Source organism: Pontibacter litorisediminis, from assembly GCF_029360645.1.
Classification (GTDB): Bacteria; Bacteroidota; Bacteroidia; order Cytophagales; family Hymenobacteraceae; genus Pontibacter; species Pontibacter litorisediminis.
On sequence record NZ_JARDUA010000009.1, the window covers coordinates 52,716 to 72,963 of the forward strand.

Below are 20,248 nucleotides of genomic sequence, written 5' to 3' on the forward strand. Positions count from 1 at the left end.
CAAAAATATGTACATCAGCTCTTAACTTCTTCGCTGTCGCGGTAGTGGCTGGTTTTCAGCTCTTCCCTCAGGAAGCGCGAGGTATAGCCTTTCTCCACGATGGCCACTTCCTCAGGCGTGCCGGCTGCCACTATCGTGCCGCCGCCTTCGCCGCCTTCCGGCCCAATGTCGATGATCCAGTCGGCTACCTTTATCAGGTCCAGGTTGTGCTCGATAATGAGCACTGTATTGCCCTTGTTGGCCAATTTGTGCAGTACCTCCGTCAGGTGCTCGATGTCCTGGAAGTGCAGGCCAGTGGTAGGCTCGTCCAGGATGTAAAGCGTTTGACCGGTATCTTTCTTCGATAGCTCTGTCGCCAGTTTCACGCGTTGTGCCTCGCCACCGGATAAGGTGGTAGCCTGCTGGCCCAGGGTGATGTAGCCTAAACCCACCTCATTCAGCGTCTGGATCTTACGCAGGATGCGCGGCTGGCTCTCGAAAAACTCCACGGCCTGCTCCACAGTCATGTCCAGCACATCAGTGATGCTCTTGCCTTTAAAGCGCACCTCCAGCGTTTCGCGGTTGTAGCGCTTGCCCTTGCAGACCTCGCAGGGCACGTACACGTCCGGCAAAAAGTTCATCTCAATCGTGCGCATACCCGCGCCTTCACAAGCCTCGCAGCGGCCGCCCTTCACGTTAAACGAGAAGCGGCCCGGGGTATAGCCCCTGATCTTGGCCTCCGGCAGCTGCGCAAACAGGGTGCGGATGTCGGTAAACACGCCTGTATAGGTAGCAGGGTTAGAGCGCGGTGTCCGGCCAATCGGCGACTGGTCTACCTCGATTACCTTGTCCAGGTGCTCCAGGCCCTCTATGCTTTTGTAAGTCAGTGGCTCGCGCTTCGCCCGGAAGAAGTGCGTGTTCAGGATCGGGTACAGCGTGTCGTGGATCAGCGATGACTTACCGCTGCCCGATACACCCGTCACGCAGATCATCTTACCCAGCGGCAGCTCCAGCGTCACGTTTTTCAGGTTATGGCCAGTGGCGCCACGAAGTACAAGCTCTTTCCCGTTGCCCGGGCGTTTTTCGCGCGGCACCTCTATGCCACGGCGGTTGCTCAGGAAGTTCGCGGTGGTGGTTCCGGCCTGCATCATCTCTTCCGGCGTTCCGGCTGTTACCACCTGGCCGCCGTGTATACCGGCGCCGGGCCCAATGTCCACCACGTAATCCGACTGCAGGATCATGTCCTTGTCGTGCTCCACCACAATAATGGAGTTACCCAGGTCGCGGAGGTCCTGCAGGGCCTTGATCAGGCGCTCGTTGTCGCGCTGGTGCAGGCCGATGCTTGGCTCGTCCATGATGTAGAGCACGCCCACCAACTGCGTGCCGATCTGCGTAGCTAGGCGGATACGCTGGCTCTCGCCGCCCGAAAGCGTTTTCACCGGGCGGTGCAGGCTCAGGTAATCCAGGCCCACGTCCAGCAAAAAGCCAATGCGCTTGCGGATCTCCTTCAGCAGCTCCCGGGCGATGACGTTCTGCCGCTCGCTCAGGCGCTCCTCCAGCCCCTCAAACCAGGCAGCCAGTTTGGTTATATCCAGTACCGATAGCTCCCCAATGTTCTTGTTGTCGATCTTAAAGTGCAGCGACTCCTTTTTAAGTCGGTAACCGTTACACTCAGGGCAGGTGGTGGTTTGGGCAAAATCCTCTACCCAGGAGCGGATATTGTCCGAGTCGGACTCCATCTGGCTCTTGAGGAAGTTCAGGATTCCCTCAAACTCCACAATGTAATTGCCCTTTTTGGTCTTTACCTCCAGGTCTTCCTCCAGGCCATACAGCAGCACCTTCACTACCTCCTCCGGAAGGTCTTTTATCGGTGTGGCTACTGATGCTTTAAAGTGCTTGAACAGCGCCTCGATCTGCTTAAAGATCCAGATGTCGCGGTACTCGCCCAGCGGGGCAATGCCACCACGGCGAATGCTCAGGTCTCTGTCAGGTATAACCGATTCTTCCGTGATCTCCTGTATCTCTCCCAGGCCGTTACATACCGGGCAGGCACCATAAGGCGAGTTAAACGAGAAGGAGTTTGGGGCCGGGTCGTCGTAGGCGATGCCGGTGGCCGGGTCCATGAGGTGGCGCGAGAAGAAGTGCGTCTTATCGGCATCCACATCCAGTATAAGGGCGGTGCCTTTGCCATGCGTCAGCGCATTCTGGATAGAGCTGGACAAACGGAAGCGGTCTTCCTCCTTCACCACGATCTTGTCGATCACGATCTCGATGTCGTGGATTTTATACCTGTCCACCTGCATCTTCGGCTCTATTTCTACCAGCTCCCCATCTACGCGGGCGCGGATAAAGCCCATCTTGCGGATCTGCTGGAACAGCTCGCGGTAATGGCCCTTGCGGCCCTTTACCACCGGCGCCAGTACCACAAGGCGCTTGCCGTTGAAATTCTCCAGGATGTGGCTCACGATCTGATCATCGCTCTGGCGCACCATTTTCTCGCCGGTCACATAACTGTAAGCCTCGGCGGTACGCGCCCACAGTAGGCGCATGAAATCGTAGATCTCGGTGATGGTGCCCACGGTGGAGCGTGGGTTGCGGCTGGTGGTCTTTTGCTCAATAGAGATCACCGGCGACAAGCCCTCGATCTTGTCCACGTCCGGCCTTTCGAGGCCACCCATAAACGAGCGGGCGTAGGCCGAGAAAGTCTCCATGTAGCGGCGCTGTCCTTCGGCGTAAATGGTATCGAAGGCCAGCGACGACTTGCCCGAGCCACTGATGCCGGTAAACACCACCAGCTTGTAGCGCGGCAGCTTTATGGAAATGTTCTTTAGGTTATGCTCACGGGCACCGTATACTTCTATTTGCTGCGTTTCGCCATTTTCGGAGAAGGCAGCAGTGGTGCCGGTAGTGGTTTCTTGCGCTTGGTTAAAAGCCATTCAGGAATGCTTGATTTTAAATAGCAAAGGTACAAAATTCTCAGCGCTTTGCTGTTGCAGCACGCTAACCTATCTTAACAGAAATAAGCAGGAATAGGTTTAGAGGTTAACTGTACTTTAGTCGATGTTGCCGTAGCCGGAAGCTTCCTTCTCCTGCAGCTCGGCATGGGCCTGGCTGGTGTGGGTATAGCCCTCGCGCTGGCGGTTGATGAGCTTTTGCTTTTGCAGGTACCTGTAGAAGCTGTAGATGGTCAGCGCCACCCCCGTAGGCATCATGATAAGTCCGATGGCCTCCATGTATACATGATGGGAGAGCTTGATGGCTGCAAAGCCGCCGCCGATAATGGCAATAGCCGTGCGCAGGTAAGCCATCAGGGTGCGCTCGTTGGCGAAGATCGTCCGCTGCATGGCCATCTGGTCGCGTATCTCAGCGTTCTTCTTCTCCTGGTGCTTTAGCTTTTTCTTCAGCTTCTTTATCTCCTCCCGTTCCGAGGTGGGCATATTCAGGTTTTTTGGAGTACATACGGAGAACGCGGCGGAGGGTATAAGCGGCGGCTACGGCAAGCAGTCTGCCCCGTCTTCTTTGTACTTGCTGTTGTGGGCCCGCTCGTGTTCGTGGCTGGTGGGGCTGTAGCTTTGGTGATGGTCTTCTATAAGCTTCTGCTTTTGCCTGTACCGCACAAAACTATAGAGTGCCAGAATGATGCCGATGGGGATGAGCACAATGCCGATAATTTCCAGGTACAGGTCATTGGAGAATTTTACCGCCGCAAAGCCCCCGACAGACACCGTCATGGCGGTGCGCAGGTAAGCCATTAGGGTGCGCTCGTTGGCGAAGATGGTGCGCTGCGTTGCCATGTGGTCGCGTATCTCAGCGTTCTTCTTCTCCTGCACCTTGAGCTTTTTCTTCAGCTTCTTTATCTTCTCTTTCTCAGGGCTCAGCATACTTATGTATACGAGGGGCGCTGAAGGGGTGTGGGGGTGGCGGTTAATAAATTGAGGAAAGGATGAAGTATAAAAAAGCAGGCCCTGTTACCAAGGCCTGCTCCGAAGTATAAAGTATAAACCGCCCCGTTAAAAGTTCGGAGACAGCAGGTACTTGCTGTAGAAGTCGTCGATGATCTTCACGGCCTCTGAGGGGTCGTCCACGATGTGCACCAGGTCCAGGTCCTCCGGGCTGATGTTGCTTTCCATCTTCAGCATTACATCTTCTACCCACTGCATCAAACCGCTCCAGTACTCTCGGCCAACCAACACAATCGGGAAAGCACCGATCTTCTTCGTTTGGATCAGCGTGATCGCCTCGAACATCTCGTCCAGTGTGCCGAAGCCGCCCGGCAGCACCACAAAGCCCTGCGCATACTTCACAAACATCACTTTGCGCACAAAGAAGTAGTCGAAGTTGATGAGCTTGTCGGAGTCGATGTAAATGTTGTTGAACTGCTCGAACGGCAGCTGGATGTTCAGGCCTACCGACTTGCCGCCTTCAGAGTGGGCGCCCTTGTTGCCTGCCTCCATGATGCCCGGGCCGCCGCCCGTGATCACGCCGTAACCGTGGCGCACCAACTTGGCGGCAATCTCCTCGGCCATAATGTAGTACTTGTTGTCGGACTTGGTGCGGGCCGAGCCGAAAATAGACACGCATGGGCCGATCTTGCCGAGCTTTTCGAAGCCATCCACAAACTCCGCCATCACCTTGAAGATTTGCCAGGAGTCGGCGATCTTGATCTCGTTCCAGTCTTTGTCCACAAAGGCCTGGCGTATTCTTCTGTCCTCATCAGAGGCTGGCGCTGCCGTAGATTGGCCGCTTTCGCGCAGGTCGGTTACCGACCTGGCTTTGTTATCGTTTACATCCGGTTTCAGAATGGTTTGGCCGCTGCCCGTGTGCAGCGACTCGTCGTTCAGCTTGGTCTTGCTTGTCTTTCTAAGCTTTGTCATAATTCTTTCTCGTCATCTTCTGCGGAGGCGTCTGCCTCCTGTGCCCTTTCTGTGGAAGGCACGCATCATCACAAATTAAAAATATGTATGGCCGGCGGTTTTTGTGAGGGCGAAAACCCGGAGGCCAAACAGGTAAATGTAGCGCTATTTCGATCGGATTGCAATAACGGGGTCTAAGTTAGAGGCCAGCACCGCCGGAATGATGCCCGACAGCATACCGATAACGGCCGATACGCCGAGCCCAAGAATAATGTTGCCCACCGAGAGCGTGACCTTCATCATCTCCTGCGGGATGAGCGTGAGCAGGAACACCAGCAAGATACCAATGCCGCCGCCTAACAGGCTCAGGAACACCGACTCGAACAGGAACTGGAAAAGTATAAAGTAATTCTTGGCACCCAGCGATTTTTGTATGCCGATAATGTTGGTTCGCTCCTTAACCGACACGAACATGATGTTGGCAATGCCGAAGCCGCCCACCAGTATGGCAAAGCCTCCAATCACCCATCCGGCCAGGCCTACCACGCTGAAAAAGCTGCCAATCGCCTCGGTGGCCATCTCAGGCCGGTTCATGGCAAAGCTGTCCTCGTCGCGGGGGCGCAGGCCGCGTATGTTGCGCATCAGGCCCCGTGTTTCGTACTCCAACTCCAACAGGCCCGGGTCATCCTCGCGGCCTTTCAGGGCAATCGTGGAGCCCAGCCCATCAGGGCCGACATCATACATCTTGGAGAAGGTGCTGTACGGGATAATGCCCATCTGATCCATGTTCGGCATCCCGAAGATGTTCTCGCCCTGCTTTTCGATTATCCCAACCACGGTAAATTTCTGCCCCGCCACTTTCAGCGTTTGGCCGATCGGGCTGCCGAAGGGGAAAAGCGTCGTGGCTATCTCATCGCCTACCACCATCACGTTGCGGGCCGCGTCTGCCTCCTGCGGGGTAAAGTAGCGCCCGTCCACGATCGGCACCTCGCTTACCCTTGGGTAATCGTAAGAAACGCCCATAAGCTCTCCGTTAGAGTAACTGTTATTGCCCTGTTTAAAGGTATTGCCTCCTTTGCTGGAGAAAATGGCCACCCCATTGCTGTTGGTGATGCGGCGCTCCAGCTGTCTGAACTCCCGCTCTGTAGGCTCCGGCCGTTGGAAATACTTCCACCAGGGGTAGCTTCCCCCAAAGGACCAGGGCCACTTCTGCACATAAATCACCTTTTCGCCGATAAAGCTCATGCTGTCGCGCACGTTCCGCTCCAGCGAGTCCACCAGCGTAAACACAGAGATGATGGCGAAGATACCGATCGTTACCCCAAGCAACGACAGGATCGTACGCAGGAGGTTGGCGCGCAGGGCCTGCCAGGCAAACCGAAAGCTTTCTGCTATCAGGCGGAGATAAATCATGGGCTTCTTCTTATATCAGGTAGAACAGTGGCAAGTAATTTTCTTAAAAGTAAGAATATTTCGGGCAAACTGCGTAAATTCGCGGCTCGATTTTTTGTTTTTTAGTATAGGGTTGCTTATGAACCCCTGCAGGAGGTTCGGCTGTTCTTCAATCAGAGATTCCCTACAAGTACAGGACTCAAATACCGTAATATTTGCTATATGAAATTATCAGAATTTAAATTCGACCTACCTGAAGGGCTTTTAGCCACCCACCCGACTGAAAACCGCGATGAGTCGCGCATGATGGTGGTGCACCGCGACACAGGCAAGATCGAGCACCGTGTTTTCAAGGACATCCTGGAGTACTTTGACGAAGGCGACGTGATGGTGGTAAACGACACCAAAGTGTTTCCGGCGCGCCTGTATGGCAACAAAGAGAAAACAGGGGCTAAGATTGAGGTGTTCCTGCTGCGTGAGCTCAACAAGGACATCCACCTGTGGGATGTGCTGGTTGACCCGGCCCGTAAGATCCGCGTAGGCAATAAGCTTTACTTTGGCGACAGCGACCTGGTAGCCGAGGTGATCGACAACACCACTTCCCGCGGCCGTACCATCAAGTTTCTGTTCGACGGCCCGGACGAGGAGTTCTACAAGACCATCAACGACCTGGGCGAGACCCCGTTGCCAAGGTATATCAAGCGTGAGGCGGAGCCGGAAGACCGGGAGCGCTACCAAACCGTGTACGCCAAGAACGTAGGTGCCGTGGCCGCCCCAACCGCTGGCCTGCACTTTACAAAAGAGGTGCTGAAGCGCCTGGAGATCAAGGGCGTGGATGTGGAGCCAATCACGCTGCACGTAGGCTTAGGTACTTTCCGCCCGGTGGATGTGGAAGACCTGACCAAGCACAAGATGGACTCTGAGAACTTTATGGTGCCGGGCACTACGGCTGAGCGCGTAAACAAGGCGCTGGACGGCAAGAAGCGCGTGTGCGCCATTGGCACCACTACCATGCGTGCCCTGGAGTCGTCGGTATCTGCCAACAGCCGCCTCAAGGCGAACGAGGGCTGGACAGACCGTTTCATCTTCCCTCCATACGATTTTAAGATCGCAAACGCGTTGGTAACGAACTTCCACATGCCGGAGAGCACGCTGCTGATGATGGCCGCTGCGTTCGGGGGCTATGAGCTCGTGATGAAAGCCTACGAAGAAGCCGTGAAAGAAAAGTACCGCTTCTTCAGCTACGGCGACGTGATGCTGATCCTGTAAGTATAAACTGCTTTTTAAAGTAAAGCCCTGGCCCACAAGCCGGGGCTTTTTTATTGAGGCCCTTTCAAGTATGAGTTGTTGCGTCGCTATAGCCGGTGCCCCGCAACTCCCCAACTTTTTGACTTTCTAATTCTCTAACTTTCTAACTTTGCTACATGGCACAGACTCCTGAATACGCGATCATCGTAGCCGGTGGCAGCGGCAGCCGCATGCAGCACGACACCCCGAAGCAGTTCTTGGAAGTGGCAGGCAAGCCGATCCTGATGCACACCATAGAGCAGTTTTACCGGTATAGCCCTGCTGTTAGACTGATCGTGGTGTTGCCCCAGGAGCAATTGAGCACATGGCGCGAGCTGTGCCGGAAGCACACATTTAAACTGTTCCACATGACGGTGCCGGGCGGGGCCACCCGCTTTGGCTCGGTGAAGAACGGCTTGGGCGCCGTGATGGGGGAGGGCCTGGTAGCGGTGCACGATGGGGTGCGCCCTTTTGTGGAGATAGGCACGATCCGCGCCGCTTACGAGACTGCAGCCAGGTATGGCAGCGCCGTGGTTGCCGTTTCGCCGAAAGACTCTATCCGGGAGCTGACAGGGACGGGAAGCCGCGCTGTGCCACGCACGAAGTATAAGCTGGTGCAAACGCCGCAGGTGTTTGAGGCTGGGATACTGCGTAAGGCCTATGAGCAGCCAGAGCAGGAGCACTTTACCGACGATGCCTCTGTGGTGGAAAGTATAGGCGAGAGAATTGAGCTGGTGGAAGGCAGCTACCGAAACATCAAAATCACCACGCCTGAGGATCTCCTGCTTGCCGAGGCCTTTGCAAAGGAAGCATAGGCACCTGGGGTTTCAATAGAATCGCTTGTAACGTCGGGGCTCGCTATATCTAGCCCCTGCCCCAAAGCAAGCCCGGGGTCCAGAACTTAGCTAAGTAGGGGAATTCTGTTGCACCGGGTCCAACCACCCCTGCCCCTCCTTGTCCAAGGAGGGGAGTCAACAGGCGATCGTCGTCCCCCTGCCCCCCTCGAAGGAGGACTTTGGCTGAAGCTCCGTCAGCTGTAGCTATCGAACATGTTCCCAGCCTTTGGGTTGAGTGCCTTGTGAGATTCCGGTGCCCTATAAGGGCATTGCGACCGAAGGGTAGCAAAGGAAGGGAACATAGCGCGATGCCCGAAGTCGAGGCCTCCCGGCCTTGAGGGAGCCAAAGCCAGAAATGAAACTGTAGACTTGTAAGACTGAGGATGAACAGGAGCTAGAGAGGATAGCTTGCTTCCAGTTGCAGGAAGCAGGGGCTATAGAAAGCGCTACCAGGCGCACGCCAGCAGGAGCTATGAATTACAACGCCTCGCTACAGCACAACACCCCTTTATACTACCGGTTGCCGGCCCGCCTCCAGAAACGCCTGGTTCTGCTGCACTGTTTCCGGCGACAGCGGCTCTAAAAGAGGGGTGGGTTTTGAGAGGTTGAGGAGGTAGCCCTGCATGTGCGCCAGGTTCTGCAAGTCGTGGGTAATACAGAGAACGGTTTTGCCCTGTTCGTTTACCCAGTCCTGTAACAGCCCGAACACCTTGTTCTTGTAGTACACATCCAGCTGCTGCGTGGGCTCATCCAGCAGGTTTATACTTGCATCCTGCAGCATCAGCTGTGCCAGCCACACCAGTTGCTGCTCCCCGCCGGAGAGGGTGGTAAAATCATGGTCGATGAGGTACGAGAGCTGCAGCTGCTCCAGAACCTGGGCGGCTAAAGCATAATCCTCCGAAGTATAGTTCTCGAAAAAGCGCTTTTTGCGGAACAGGCCCATAACTGTCAGGTCGTGCACCTTAATGGGGAAGCTGACAACAGCTTTCTGGGGAAGGTAGGCTACCAGGCCCTTGCCCGAAGGGTTGGAAAGGCGGCGCAGGTCGTGGTTTTGCACCAGCAACTGCCCCTCGTATGCCAATTTGCCCTGGAAGGCGCGGAAAAGCGTGGTTTTGCCGGCGCCATTGTGGCCGATGATAGCGACAAAGGCAGGAGAAGGAATAGAAAAAGAAAGGTTGCGGATCAGCACACGGTGGCCATAACCCGCAACCAAGTTTTTTGCTTCGACGATCAAAGTCAAATTAATTAAAAATTAGAAATTCAAAATTAGAAATGGGTGGGCTCTCCTGGAGCAATTTCTAATTTCTAATTCATAATTTCTAATTAGCCTTAGTACTCGTCTTCGTTAAACATGAAGTCCTCCTTGGTAGGATAGTCTGGCCAAATCTCCTCGATGTTCTCGTAAGGCTGTCCGTCATCCTCCAGGGCTTGCAGGTTCTCTACAACCTCCATTGGAGCACCAGAGCGGATTGAAAAGTCGATCAGCTCATCTTTCGTGGCTGGCCAGGGTGCGTCCTCCAGGTATGAAGCTAATTCAAGTGTCCAGTACATAGTATTTTCTCCTTTAACTTATTGGCTTGTGTAAAATAGTTCGCAAAAGTATAAATAAAAACAAGAACAAAAATTTCCGCTAAAAAATTATTGCTTTTTTGTTTGTTTTTACCAACACAACGCAAATAAAACACAAATGTTCAAAAAGTGAGAAATAAATTTAGGCTGCTGCTGAAGCTCAATAACATAGGCTGTAAAGCACCTGCGGGAGTAACAGCCGTAAAAGCAAAAAGTGCCTGCTGCAGTGGCAGCAGGCACTTTTTGTGAAAGTATAAGCCTTAGCGCGAAATGGCGCTCAGCTGGCTCTGAAACATCTCGATGAGGGCGGTCTTGGTGCCTATCTTGCGGTTGAAGTTACGGATCTTGCCCTTCAGCATATTCCGGAAGGCATCGTTGCTCGGCGAGTCGTTCAGCTTGCCCAGGTTTGTCTCCAGCACCTCCAGCTCGCTGCGGTCTGATTTGATGAAGTCTCTCAGGGCATTGATGCGTGCCTGCAGCCCGTCTGTTTCGGAGAAAGTCTCCTCGCTGGCCTGCTGGCGTTTACGGATGTAGTGCTCCAGGCTACTCATCTCAAACACGCGGTCGCAGGCTTTGATAAAGCGCTCCCACACAGCATCCGACACCTCCGGGCGCACAGGGCCGACCTTTTTCCACTCGGCCTGCAGCTCCTTGGCGCGCTTCACAGCGTCGTTCAGGTTCATCTCCTGCAATAGCTGCTCGGCCTCTGTGGCCAACTGCTGCTTACGCTCGTAGTTCTGCTCGTAAAACTGCTCCCTGGAGGCGTTCTTCTCTTTCTGAATCTTGCGCTTCAGGCGCTCAAAGAAGTGGTTGTGCGCCTTGCGGAAGTTGTTCCAGAGGTTCGTCATGGTCTTGCGCGGCAGGTTACCGCCCACTTCCTTCCACTCGTTCTGCAGCTGCTTCAGCTTGGCGGTCGTTTCCTCCCACTCCTCCGAGTTGGCCAGGTGATAAGACTGGTTGATCAGGTCTCTGTAGCGCTCGTAGGCGCGGTTCTGCATGCGCTTTTTATCTTCAAAGAAGTTCTTCTTACGCTCGAAGAAAGTCTCTACAGCCACTCTGAATCGTTCCTCAATCTCGTCTGTGAGCTCTTTCTCCACCGGGCCGGTCTTGATCCAGGCCGTACGCAGCTCCTTCAGCTTCTCGCCTGTCTCTTTCCAGTCGATGCTGTCTTGCAGGGCCTCGGCCTCCTGTATCAGCCCAACCTTAATGCTGAGGTTCTTCTCGCGGTTCTGGCGGATCGTTTCGTTTATTTCCTCTTCAGCCTTGCTCAAGGTGTGGTAAATCTGCTCAAAGTCGCCAAGGGCATCGTAGCTGCCCACCTGTTCCTTCATGTGCAGTACTTTCATCAGGAAAGAGCCTTTGTTCTCGGAGGTTTCGATGCGCTGCAGCAGGTTGTTCACCTTCTCGCTAAACATCTCAAAGCGCTTGGCGAAATACACCAGCGAATCATCCTCAGACTCTTTCACTTCGCCTACCTGGCGGGCAGGGTAGGTCATAAAGGGCTTTAGCCACACTTGCTGGTCCTGGGTAAAACCAAACTTCTTGGCTTCTTCCAATAGGTTGTTGTGTTCCATTTTACTGGATTAGGTTATGGGTCGTATAGTAATTACCGGGTAAGGCAACAGGAATAAACTAACCTTTGCATACGCAGGCCTGCCTTTAGCGTTTGCCGCGGCTGGCGATAACCCGGTGCAGGATCAGTAGGCGCACACCTTACCCATACAGTTTTTACAAGTTTAAGGATTTCAAAGCACTTTTGTGAAGTGCAAAGACATGAATTTTTGCGATATTTGTCATTCTTTACGTTAATAAGAATCAGGCGGATAGCCTAGGTAAGGGGCAAACCTGCATCGGCACGCAAAAGTCCGTACCTTTGCCTGTAGATATAGTAGGAAAACACGATCAGATAGAGCATGAGCAACGAAACCATTATTTTTTCAATGGCCGGGGTAAGCAAGGTTTACCCCCCAAAGAAACAAGTACTTAAGAATATTTACCTCTCTTTCTTCTACGGCGCCAAAATTGGCGTGCTGGGCCTCAACGGCTCGGGCAAGTCTAGCTTGCTGAAGATCATTGCCGGCGTGGACAAGGAGTTTCAGGGCGAGGTGGTGTGGTCTCCGGGCTATACCGTGGGTTACCTGGAGCAGGAGCCGCAGCTGGACCCGACCAAAACCGTGCGCGAGGTGGTGGAAGAAGGCGTGGCTGAGGTAGTTGGGCTGCTGAAGGAGTTCGACGAGATCAACATGAAGTTCGGCGAGGAGATGACGGACGATGAGATGAACAAGCTCATCGAGCGGCAGGGTGAGGTGCAGGAGCGCCTGGACCAGCTCAACGCCTGGGAACTGGATAACCGCCTGGAGCGCGCCATGGATGCCTTGCGCACACCGCCGGAGGATGCCATCATCGGCAACCTGTCGGGTGGCGAGAAGCGCCGCGTGGCCCTGTGCCGCCTGCTGCTGCAGGAGCCGGACGTGCTGCTGCTGGACGAGCCGACCAACCACCTCGACGCCGAGTCGGTGGACTGGTTGGAGCAGCACCTGCAGCACTACAAAGGCACCGTGATCGCCGTGACCCACGACCGCTACTTCCTCGACAACGTGGCTGGCTGGATCCTGGAGTTGGACCGCGGCGAGGGCATTCCGTGGAAAGGCAACTACAGCAGCTGGCTGGAGCAGAAGTCTACTAGGCTGGCGGCAGAGGAAAAAACCGAGAGTAAGCGCCAGAAGACCCTGCAGCGCGAGCTGGAGTGGGTGAAGATGGCCCCGAAGGCACGCCATGCTAAATCCAAGGCCCGTATCAGCCAGTATGATAAACTGGCCGACGAGGATGTGAAGCAGAAAGAAGAGAAGCTGGAGCTGTTCATCCCGGACGGTCCGCGCTTGGGTGCCCAGGTAATTGAGGCGCACAACATCAGCAAGGCCTACGGCGATAAGCTGCTGTTCGAGAACTTAAGCTTCGCGCTGCCGCAGGGTGGCATTGTGGGGGTTATCGGACCGAACGGCGCTGGTAAAACCACGCTCTTCAAGCTGATCACTGGCCAGGAGAAGCCGGATGCCGGCGACTTTACGGTCGGCTCTACCGTGCAAATCTCTTATGTAGACCAGGAGCATGCCAACCTGGACCCGAACAAATCGGTGTTTGAGGTGATCTCCGGCGGCACGGAGCACATGATCATGGCGGGCCGCCAGGTGGTGTCGCGTGCGTATGTGAGCAAGTTCAACTTCTCGGGCGGCGACCAGGAGAAGAAGGTGGAGAAGCTGTCGGGTGGGGAGCGTAACCGCGTGCACCTGGCCATGACGCTGAAAGAGGGCGGCAACCTGCTGCTGCTCGATGAGCCGACCAACGACCTGGACGTGAACGCGATCCGGGCGCTGGAGGACGCACTGGAAAACTTTGCCGGTTGCGCCGTAATCATCTCCCACGACCGCTGGTTCCTGGACCGTATTTGTACCCATATCCTGGCTTTCGAAGGGGAGTCGCAGGTGTACTGGTTTGAGGGCAACTACACCGAGTACGAGGAGAACAAGAAGAAGCGCATGGGCGATGTGGAGCCGAAGCGCATCCGCTATAAGAAGCTGGTGTAGCCAGCAAGTATAAACAGCCTTACCACAAAGCCCCCGTTGCCTCACAGCAGCGGGGGCTTTTTTTATCTGATGTTATGCGTGTAATCAGCTGATAGGCTGCTGCTTGTTGAGTGGTTGTAATTTTTTTTTCAGAAAAATATTATTGCACTCTCTGCCTGACAAAAGTATGCTATGTATACTGTTGCTACTTAGCGAGTTGTAATATTTGTAGCTGCCGCCATGCAGGTAAAGTGTAAAGCAAAAGAAATAACATTCAATAATTTGTATATTATATTTAATCTATTTTTATTTGCATCGTCTGCTAAAGAAAATAGAAGTATTTGGTTGATAATTTGAATAAAGTATTTACATCTCACTATATAAACTAAACCTCAAAACTATTCTAACATCATGAAAAAGTCTGTACTGAATGATTCTCTGGTAAACGTTATCATAGCCACTTACTTTATTGTGGGCGGTGTTATTAGCCACATGCTGGTTATGGCCTAGGTTTACCAACAGTACTACATAAGCAGGGGCTGCACTCAAACCGGGTGCAGCCCCTGCTCTTTTTATCCGCACACGGAAGAACGACGATCACCCTAAAAATGATTAAGTTTGCCAAAGCCCTGCCGGTAAGCTGCGGCAGGCGCCATTAGTCTTATAAAGCATGATACAGTACCTCCGCCACGAGCAGATAGACAAGACCCAGTGGGACGCCTGCGTTACGGCCTCTGCTGATAACATGGTGTATGCCCTGTCATGGTTTCTGGATGTGGTGGCGCCGGGGTGGCAGGCTTTTGTGGAGGAGCAGGAGGGGGCATACGTTACGGTGATGCCGCTGCCAGGGATCCTGAAGATGGGCTTCCCGTACCTGAGCCAACCGTACCACACGCACCAGCTCGGCGTTTTTACCACTGCCCGCAGCAGCGCGGGGGTGCGGGAGCGAATGCTGGAGCTGACCGTGAAGCGCTACAAGTTCATCCACAGCTACCGCTTTAATATGAGCGACACGGCCAGCCTGGAGAAGCTGCAGGACAAGTATGAGTTGGTGGGCCGCTACACGCGTTACCTGAAGCTGGACAAGCCGTACCCGGAGCTCTACCAAGGCTACACCCGCGACCGTAAGATGAACCTGAAGCGGGCGCAGCGGGCTAACCTAAGCATGTTCGAGAGCGACGACATCGAGCCATTGATCCAGCATTTTAAAAAGCACATTGAGCACAAGGTGGTGGGGGGCGTGTCGGAGTACACCTACCAGATGCTGCGCGATTTATACCGGGTGATGAAAGAGCGGGGCGTGGCGCAACTAATCTACACCACCGCAGGCGGCGAGGTGAACGCCGGCTGCCTGTTCTTTAAGTACAACAACGTCATCAGCTATGCCTTCAACTCCGCCGACAGTGAGGGACGCGTGGCTAACGGCCGCACGCTGGTGCTCGACGAGATCATCCGGCAGCACGCAGGTACGGACTATACGCTGGATTTCGAGAGCCCGATGATCGAGCAGATAGAGCATTTCTACGCCAGTTTCGGGGCGCACCGGGTAAAGTATTTTGCCCTGCGCCACAACGCGCTGCCCTTCTACGTCAAGATTATCCGCAACATCCGGATGAAAGTATACCGCACGTTCTTTGCCTCGGGTGTGGCCGAGGAAGTATAAACCCGGCACGCGTGGCGCAGCTACTCCAGCATAACGAGATAGACAAAGCCGCCTGGGATGCCTGTGTGGAGGCATCCGGGCAGCGGCAGGTATATGCCCTGTCGTGGTACCTGGATGTGGTGACGCCGGGGTGGCAGGCGGTGGTGGAGCAGGAGCACGGGATTTATACCTGTGTAATGCCGCTGCCTGTACGCCGCAAGTATGGCATTTTATACTTGCAACAGCCGCTCTTTTGCCAGCAGCTAGGTATTTACGCACGGCAGGAGCTGCGGCCGGAGCAGGCGAAGAAATTGCTGGCCGTGGTGCGGCAGCACTTCAGGTATACCTCGGGCTACGCTTTCTGCACCGGCAACTATGCCTCCCTGCAACGTATAGAGCAACCGGAGCTGCAGCCGCTGTATACCCTATACCTGGACCTGAACCGGCCCTACGAGCAGCTCTGGAAAGGCTACACCCGCGACCGCAAGTATAACCTGAACAAAGCCCGCCGCGAGGACCTGCGCCTGGTGCATAGCCAGGATATCGAGCCGATCATTCAACTGTTCCGGCAAAACATTGAGCACAAAGTGTACGGTGGGGTGGATGAGTCGGCCTACGAGATGCTGCGCCGGTTATACACAGCCTGTGTGGAAAAGGGGATAACCGAGTTGGTTTATACGTTGGATGCGGACGGAAGCATCACGGCGGGCGGGCTGTTCCTCTACTACGGCGGTTACATCATCTACATCTTTAACGCTGCCGATGCCAGTGGGCGCAAACGCAACGGCCGCACCCTTATCCTCGATGATATCATCCGGCGCAATGCCAGCACACCGCAAATACTAGATTTCGAGAGCCCAATGATACCGAGTATCGCCGGTTTTTACCAGAGCTTCGGGCCGGAGCCCGTGCCGTTTTATGAATGGAAGTACAACCGGCTGCCGCTGCCGCTCCGGCTGCTGAAGAAGGCGCGGCAACAGGTGCTGTTGCGGCTAAAGGCAGTCTAAAAAGAGCCACAACTTCTGCCGCAGGAATTATCCTTGAAAAGTACCCGGATATAAGGGTTAACCCTTAGAATATCAATAGTTTACCTCCTAACATTTGCAAGCAGAGGGGCGTATACATAATAAAGACAAAATCATAACAGAGCTTTATATGTGAAAATTTTACTCCTATTGCCATGAAAGACGCTTACAAAAACCAGGAATCTCTGGCTTACCTGATCATCGCCGCCTATTTCGCGGTGGCTGGCACTATTGCCGTGCTGGTGAGCTACTAAACAGCACTTCGTAAAAAGAAAGAGGCCATACGCAAGTATGGCCTCTTATACTTTATAGCTGTTCCTGCTACTTCACTTTCTCAAAATCCAGCTCGCTGAAGTGGAAGTCGGGGTTGTCTGCGTCCAGGCGCATCTGGCTGATGCTTCCGTCCTCACCGGTGATGAAGCGCACGTTGGTTGGCGTGAGCAGGGCAAAATCGGTTTTCCAGTCCAAGTTAAAAATATCGTGCTGCCAGAAATCGAGCGTGCCGCTGAGGGCCGGCGCCGGCTCCAGCTGCAGGTGCAGTTTGCCGTCTTTGAGGCTAACGGTGGCATTGCCGTAAAGCTTGCTGTGATAGGTGCCGGTGTACTCTTTGAGGTCGCGGGTGGGCTTGCTCTTTTTGGCTTTCTTCTCTTTAGGGGCTTTGGCGGCAGCGGTTGCCGCTGCCTTGCGGGCCTCGGCGGCTCTGTTCAGGTAGAACTGGCTCCAGTCGCGGCCATTCGCTACATTCAAGAACTGGTCCAGGGTGTAGTTGCCGAGTGGTGCCATGATGCTGCTCATGCTATTAGTCAGGATCACCACGCCCAGGTTCTCCTCCGGCACCAGCACCGTGCGGCTGTTCATGCCCTCGTGGCCGCCGCCATGGTATACTTGCTTGCGCCCCTCGTAGTCGCCCACGAACCAGCCTAGCCCGGCACCCACAAAGTGCGTGGAGGGGGTTATTTCCTCGGATTGTTTGCTTACCGGGAAGGGGTTGTGCATGGTCCACATGTTGCGGCTGGACTCCTCGCTGAAGATCTCCTTGCCTTTATACTGGCCACGGTTCAGCTGCAGGCGCATCCACTGGGCCTGTTGGTTTACGCTGGTAAAAATGCCGGCCGCCGGGTTCCAGTTGTCCCAGGCGGTGAGGGTGGTGGCCACGGGCTTTTGGTTTTCATCATTCCCATGCGGCGAGGCGACGTTCTGCACGCCCTTCAGCTCGTTCACCGAAGTATAGGAGCGGCTCATGCCCAGCGGCTGGAAGAATGTCTCTTTGATGTAGTTCTCCCAGGTCTTGCCGCTCACTTTCTCAATCACCTCCCCGGCTGTGATGAACATCAGGTTAGAGTAACCGTAGCCGTTGCGGAAGCCGTACACTGGCTCCAGGTAGCGCATGCGCTCCACGATCTCGGGGCGGCTGTAGGTGGTGTTGTACCAGAGCAAGTCGCCGCTAAAGGTCTCAAAGCCCACGCGGTGGCACAGCAGGTCTTCAATGGTGAGGTTCTCAGTCACGAAAGGATCATAGAGCTGCAGGTAAGGCACGTATTTCTTTACCTTGTCCGTCCACTGCAGCTTGCCTGCGTCTACCAGGGTGGCGAGGGCGGCGGCAGTGTAGGCTTTGGAATTGGAGGCAATACCGAACAGCGTGTTGGCGTCTACCTGGCCTCCCTTCTTATTGTCGAGCACACCGTAACCCTTGGCAAAGATCACAGAGTCGTTTTTGACGATGGCAATGGCCATGCCGGGCACGTCCCAGTCTTTTAATGCCTTTTGGTAATAGGCATCCAGCTTTTGAAGAGTGGCGGCTGTGTTTTGCTGTGCCCATGCCTGCGGCAGCGGCAGCAGGACCAGTAGTAACAGCAGCAGCAGGCGGAACCGCTTAGGGGTATGTTGGTGTATCATCCGGATGTTTGTGTATGTTGTAACGCAGCAATATACTTATATTTGGTTGGATAGCGAAGCGCAGGCGAAGGCATACACTAAGTTGCTGTGTATGCGTATGTTTCTGTAAGTAAACCCTCCTGCTATGTTTGGGCGCACCATAGACCTTGGCTTAGGAAAAAAGTATACCGGCAGAACAAAGCGGCTGATAAACAAAGACGGCTCGTTTAATATCGTGAAGCGGGGCGGCCAGTTGCGCCTCTACGATACTTACCAGTACCTGAGCCGCGTTTCCATAGAGCGCCTCTCAGGCATGATCCTCGGGGTATACTTCCTGATCAACATCGTGTTTGCGCTGCTGTACCTGTGGTGTGGCGTCGAGAACCTGCAAGGCATAGACCCCAACCTGCCGCCCTTCCTGAACGCGTTCTTCTTTAGTGTGCAGACCTTTACCACAGTAGGGTATGGGGTGCTGTCACCGCACGGGGTGGCGGTAAACATGGTGGTCACCATCGAGTCGCTGCTGGGCTGGGTGGGCTTTGCCATCATTACCGGCGTAGTGTTTGGCCGCTTCTCCAAGCCCAACGTGCGTATCCTGTACAGCAACAACGCCGTTATCACGCCCGGCGTGGGTGGGCAAAAGCTGCAGTTCCGGTTGGCCAACAAGCGCAGCAATGTGCTGTTGGAGATGGAGGCCAGGGTGCTGCTGGTGGTGCAGGATGCCCAGTTCAGCCGCAGCTATTACAACCTGAAGCTGGAGCAGTCTACGCTGCACTTCTTCCCGCTGGAATGGACGATAGTGCACCACATCGACGAGGAGAGCCCGTTGCTAAACACCACACCGGAGCAGATGAGGGAGCAGCAGGCCGAAGTGCTCATTTCCATCAAAGGCTATGACGAGGCGTTCGGGCAGAACATACATTCCCGCTTTTCCTATACGCCGGACGAGATTCTCTGGAATGCCCGTTTCAAGAAAGCCTACGACACCGACGCCGAAGGGCAGATCATCCTGAACCTGCACAGGCTGCACGAAACAGAACCCGTTCTTTAAGTGCCTTCCTCCTCGCGCGGAGCATGTGTTCCCCGCTCGTACTCCTTTTTCTCCAGCTCCAGTTGCTGTAGCTCCCCGGCAGAGAGGTCGGCAAGGCGGCGCAGGTCGGGCTGGCCGGCGTCTACCCAAGCCGTGTACCAGTAGCTGGCGATGGTGCGTACAGCCAGCCGCATCTGCCGTTCTACCTGCCCGTTCAGGCGCTTGCTGTAAGCCTCGGAAAAGGCGCGGGAGTACACGCGGGTGGTCAGGTTGTTGCGCACCTCGAAGCTATACTTCTTCTCCTCGTCAAACTCCTGCGTCAGCTCGCGCTCAAAGTATAAAACAGAGTCTAGGGCGGTGTGGGCGGAGGCCACCAAATCCCAAGCCCTGAGCTGCGGCTGCTCAATGTACATGGCCTGGCCCACAAAGAAGTCGTAGTGGCCGGAGAAGAGCTCGGGCAGGCGCGATTCCCAAAAGCCGTGGATGCCGCGCTGCCCTGTTAGCTGGCCGTTGTAGTTTTGGGTGGTGTGCAGCGGCACGCAGGCGTCGGCTATGTAGTGGCCCATTTCGGTGCTCAGGCGCAGGATGCGGTCTACGTTGCGCTCTTTGAAGGCCTGGGTGAGCTGGTACTTCATCCGGTTGATGTGCCAGGGCACAATGCCATAGGCCAGGAGCGTGTCCTCGGTATACTGTTCCACGGCCTCCTGCCAGAAGCGCGGCATTTTGTACAGGGCGCTGTCGCCGTACACGTCCAGGTCGATGTAGTGGCGCGGTGCCTCGCCCTCCACAGCATAGCGGCGCTTGTCGGGGTTCACGGCGTTTTCGGTGATGTAGCGGATGTGCTTTTTGTAGAACCGAACCATCTCGGGCGGCAGCGCGAATACGGCCAGCCGGTTGATGCGCTGGTGCGCGAAGAAGCCCCAGGTGTAGCCGTTGAGCGGCAGCAGTAGGGTGATTGCCAGAAGTATACCTTTATACTTGGTAGCCATACTTGCGGTGTACGGTAGATTGGGGCGAAGGTGTATGGGGAGGAGGCGATCCGGCTCCTTAGGCCGCGGTCCTCCTTAGGTTAGGGGAAGCATCCTCTAAAGGGAGGAGCAGTGACACAGCCCCTTGTTAGCGCCCCGTTTCCTAAACCGTTTTGCGGCAACAGGCGTTGCTTCTATAGTAGAGGAAGGCCGTGGGGGGCAGGAAGGA

At 54.9% G+C, this 20,248-nt stretch carries 16 protein-coding genes; 6 read left to right on the forward strand and 10 right to left on the reverse strand.

Features of this window, described 5'->3' with window-relative positions; all coding sequences use genetic code 11:
* Nucleotides 1-14 precede the first annotated feature (14 nt).
* From uvrA to PXG97_RS19770, 5 genes are all read right to left on the reverse strand, one after another.
* Nucleotides 15-2,915: an excinuclease ABC subunit UvrA gene (gene uvrA / locus PXG97_RS19750; RefSeq protein WP_276499564.1), complete on the reverse strand. Its 2,901-nt coding sequence runs from the start codon at nucleotides 2,913-2,915 to the stop codon at nucleotides 15-17.
* 117 nt (nucleotides 2,916-3,032) lie between these two features.
* Nucleotides 3,033-3,416 (reverse strand): YidH family protein, encoded by a 384-nt coding sequence (locus PXG97_RS19755; RefSeq protein ID WP_276499565.1) that lies wholly within the window; start codon nucleotides 3,414-3,416, stop codon nucleotides 3,033-3,035.
* Nucleotides 3,417-3,470: 54 nt separating this feature from the next.
* Nucleotides 3,471-3,860 carry a YidH family protein gene (locus PXG97_RS19760; RefSeq protein ID WP_276499566.1) on the reverse strand — a complete coding sequence of 130 codons (390 nt, stop codon included), beginning with the start codon at nucleotides 3,858-3,860 and terminating at the stop codon, nucleotides 3,471-3,473.
* A gap of 129 nt (nucleotides 3,861-3,989) precedes the next feature.
* Nucleotides 3,990-4,853, reverse strand: coding sequence for an LOG family protein (locus tag PXG97_RS19765; RefSeq protein WP_276499567.1), 864 nt, complete (start codon nucleotides 4,851-4,853; stop codon nucleotides 3,990-3,992).
* A gap of 144 nt (nucleotides 4,854-4,997) precedes the next feature.
* A complete protein-coding gene (locus PXG97_RS19770) occupies nucleotides 4,998-6,245 on the reverse strand; it encodes an ABC transporter permease (RefSeq protein WP_276499568.1) in 1,248 nt (415 codons plus the stop codon).
* A gap of 201 nt (nucleotides 6,246-6,446) precedes the next feature.
* Here PXG97_RS19770 and queA point away from each other — a divergent pair, with 201 nt between their 5' ends.
* Both queA and PXG97_RS19780 read left to right on the forward strand, forming a co-directional pair.
* The gene (queA, locus tag PXG97_RS19775; protein ID WP_276499569.1) at nucleotides 6,447-7,493 is read left to right on the forward strand and encodes a tRNA preQ1(34) S-adenosylmethionine ribosyltransferase-isomerase QueA; all 1,047 of its coding nucleotides are present in this window, start codon (nucleotides 6,447-6,449) and stop codon (nucleotides 7,491-7,493) included.
* Between the two features lie 155 nt (nucleotides 7,494-7,648).
* A complete protein-coding gene (locus tag PXG97_RS19780; protein WP_276499570.1) occupies nucleotides 7,649-8,326 on the forward strand; it encodes a 2-C-methyl-D-erythritol 4-phosphate cytidylyltransferase in 678 nt (225 codons plus the stop codon).
* 529 nt (nucleotides 8,327-8,855) lie between these two features.
* On the opposite strand, the gene PXG97_RS19785 is transcribed toward PXG97_RS19780, so the two are convergent.
* From PXG97_RS19785 to PXG97_RS19795, 3 genes are all read right to left on the reverse strand, one after another.
* Complete coding sequence (locus PXG97_RS19785; protein WP_276499571.1) at nucleotides 8,856-9,581, reverse strand: ABC transporter ATP-binding protein; 726 nt, start codon at nucleotides 9,579-9,581, stop codon at nucleotides 8,856-8,858.
* Nucleotides 9,582-9,676: 95 nt separating this feature from the next.
* On the reverse strand, nucleotides 9,677-9,898 hold the full coding sequence (locus PXG97_RS19790; protein ID WP_025608825.1) for a DUF2795 domain-containing protein: 222 nt from the start codon (nucleotides 9,896-9,898) through the stop codon (nucleotides 9,677-9,679).
* A gap of 278 nt (nucleotides 9,899-10,176) precedes the next feature.
* Nucleotides 10,177-11,490, reverse strand: coding sequence for a DUF349 domain-containing protein (locus tag PXG97_RS19795; RefSeq protein WP_276499572.1), 1,314 nt, complete (start codon nucleotides 11,488-11,490; stop codon nucleotides 10,177-10,179).
* A gap of 339 nt (nucleotides 11,491-11,829) precedes the next feature.
* Between PXG97_RS19795 and ettA the strand changes: the two genes are divergently transcribed.
* The 3 genes from ettA to PXG97_RS19810 all read left to right on the forward strand — a co-directional run bounded on the left by ettA (nucleotide 11,830) and on the right by PXG97_RS19810 (nucleotide 16,128).
* A complete protein-coding gene (gene ettA, locus PXG97_RS19800; protein ID WP_276499573.1) occupies nucleotides 11,830-13,500 on the forward strand; it encodes an energy-dependent translational throttle protein EttA in 1,671 nt (556 codons plus the stop codon).
* 649 nt (nucleotides 13,501-14,149) lie between these two features.
* A complete protein-coding gene (locus PXG97_RS19805; RefSeq protein ID WP_276499574.1) occupies nucleotides 14,150-15,142 on the forward strand; it encodes a GNAT family N-acetyltransferase in 993 nt (330 codons plus the stop codon).
* Nucleotides 15,143-15,153: 11 nt separating this feature from the next.
* A complete protein-coding gene (locus PXG97_RS19810; protein WP_276499575.1) occupies nucleotides 15,154-16,128 on the forward strand; it encodes a GNAT family N-acetyltransferase in 975 nt (324 codons plus the stop codon).
* Between the two features lie 339 nt (nucleotides 16,129-16,467).
* On the opposite strand, the gene PXG97_RS19815 is transcribed toward PXG97_RS19810, so the two are convergent.
* Nucleotides 16,468-18,042 (reverse strand): serine hydrolase, encoded by a 1,575-nt coding sequence (locus tag PXG97_RS19815; RefSeq protein ID WP_276499576.1) that lies wholly within the window; start codon nucleotides 18,040-18,042, stop codon nucleotides 16,468-16,470.
* 124 nt (nucleotides 18,043-18,166) lie between these two features.
* On the opposite strand from PXG97_RS19815, the gene PXG97_RS19820 reads away from it, so the two are divergent.
* The gene (locus PXG97_RS19820) at nucleotides 18,167-19,072 is read left to right on the forward strand and encodes an ion channel (protein WP_276499577.1); all 906 of its coding nucleotides are present in this window, start codon (nucleotides 18,167-18,169) and stop codon (nucleotides 19,070-19,072) included.
* On the opposite strand, the gene PXG97_RS19825 is transcribed toward PXG97_RS19820, so the two are convergent.
* The gene (locus tag PXG97_RS19825) at nucleotides 19,069-20,040 is read right to left on the reverse strand and encodes a zinc dependent phospholipase C family protein (protein WP_276499578.1); all 972 of its coding nucleotides are present in this window, start codon (nucleotides 20,038-20,040) and stop codon (nucleotides 19,069-19,071) included. The genes PXG97_RS19820 and PXG97_RS19825 overlap by 4 nt on opposite strands.
* Nucleotides 20,041-20,248 lie beyond the last annotated feature (208 nt).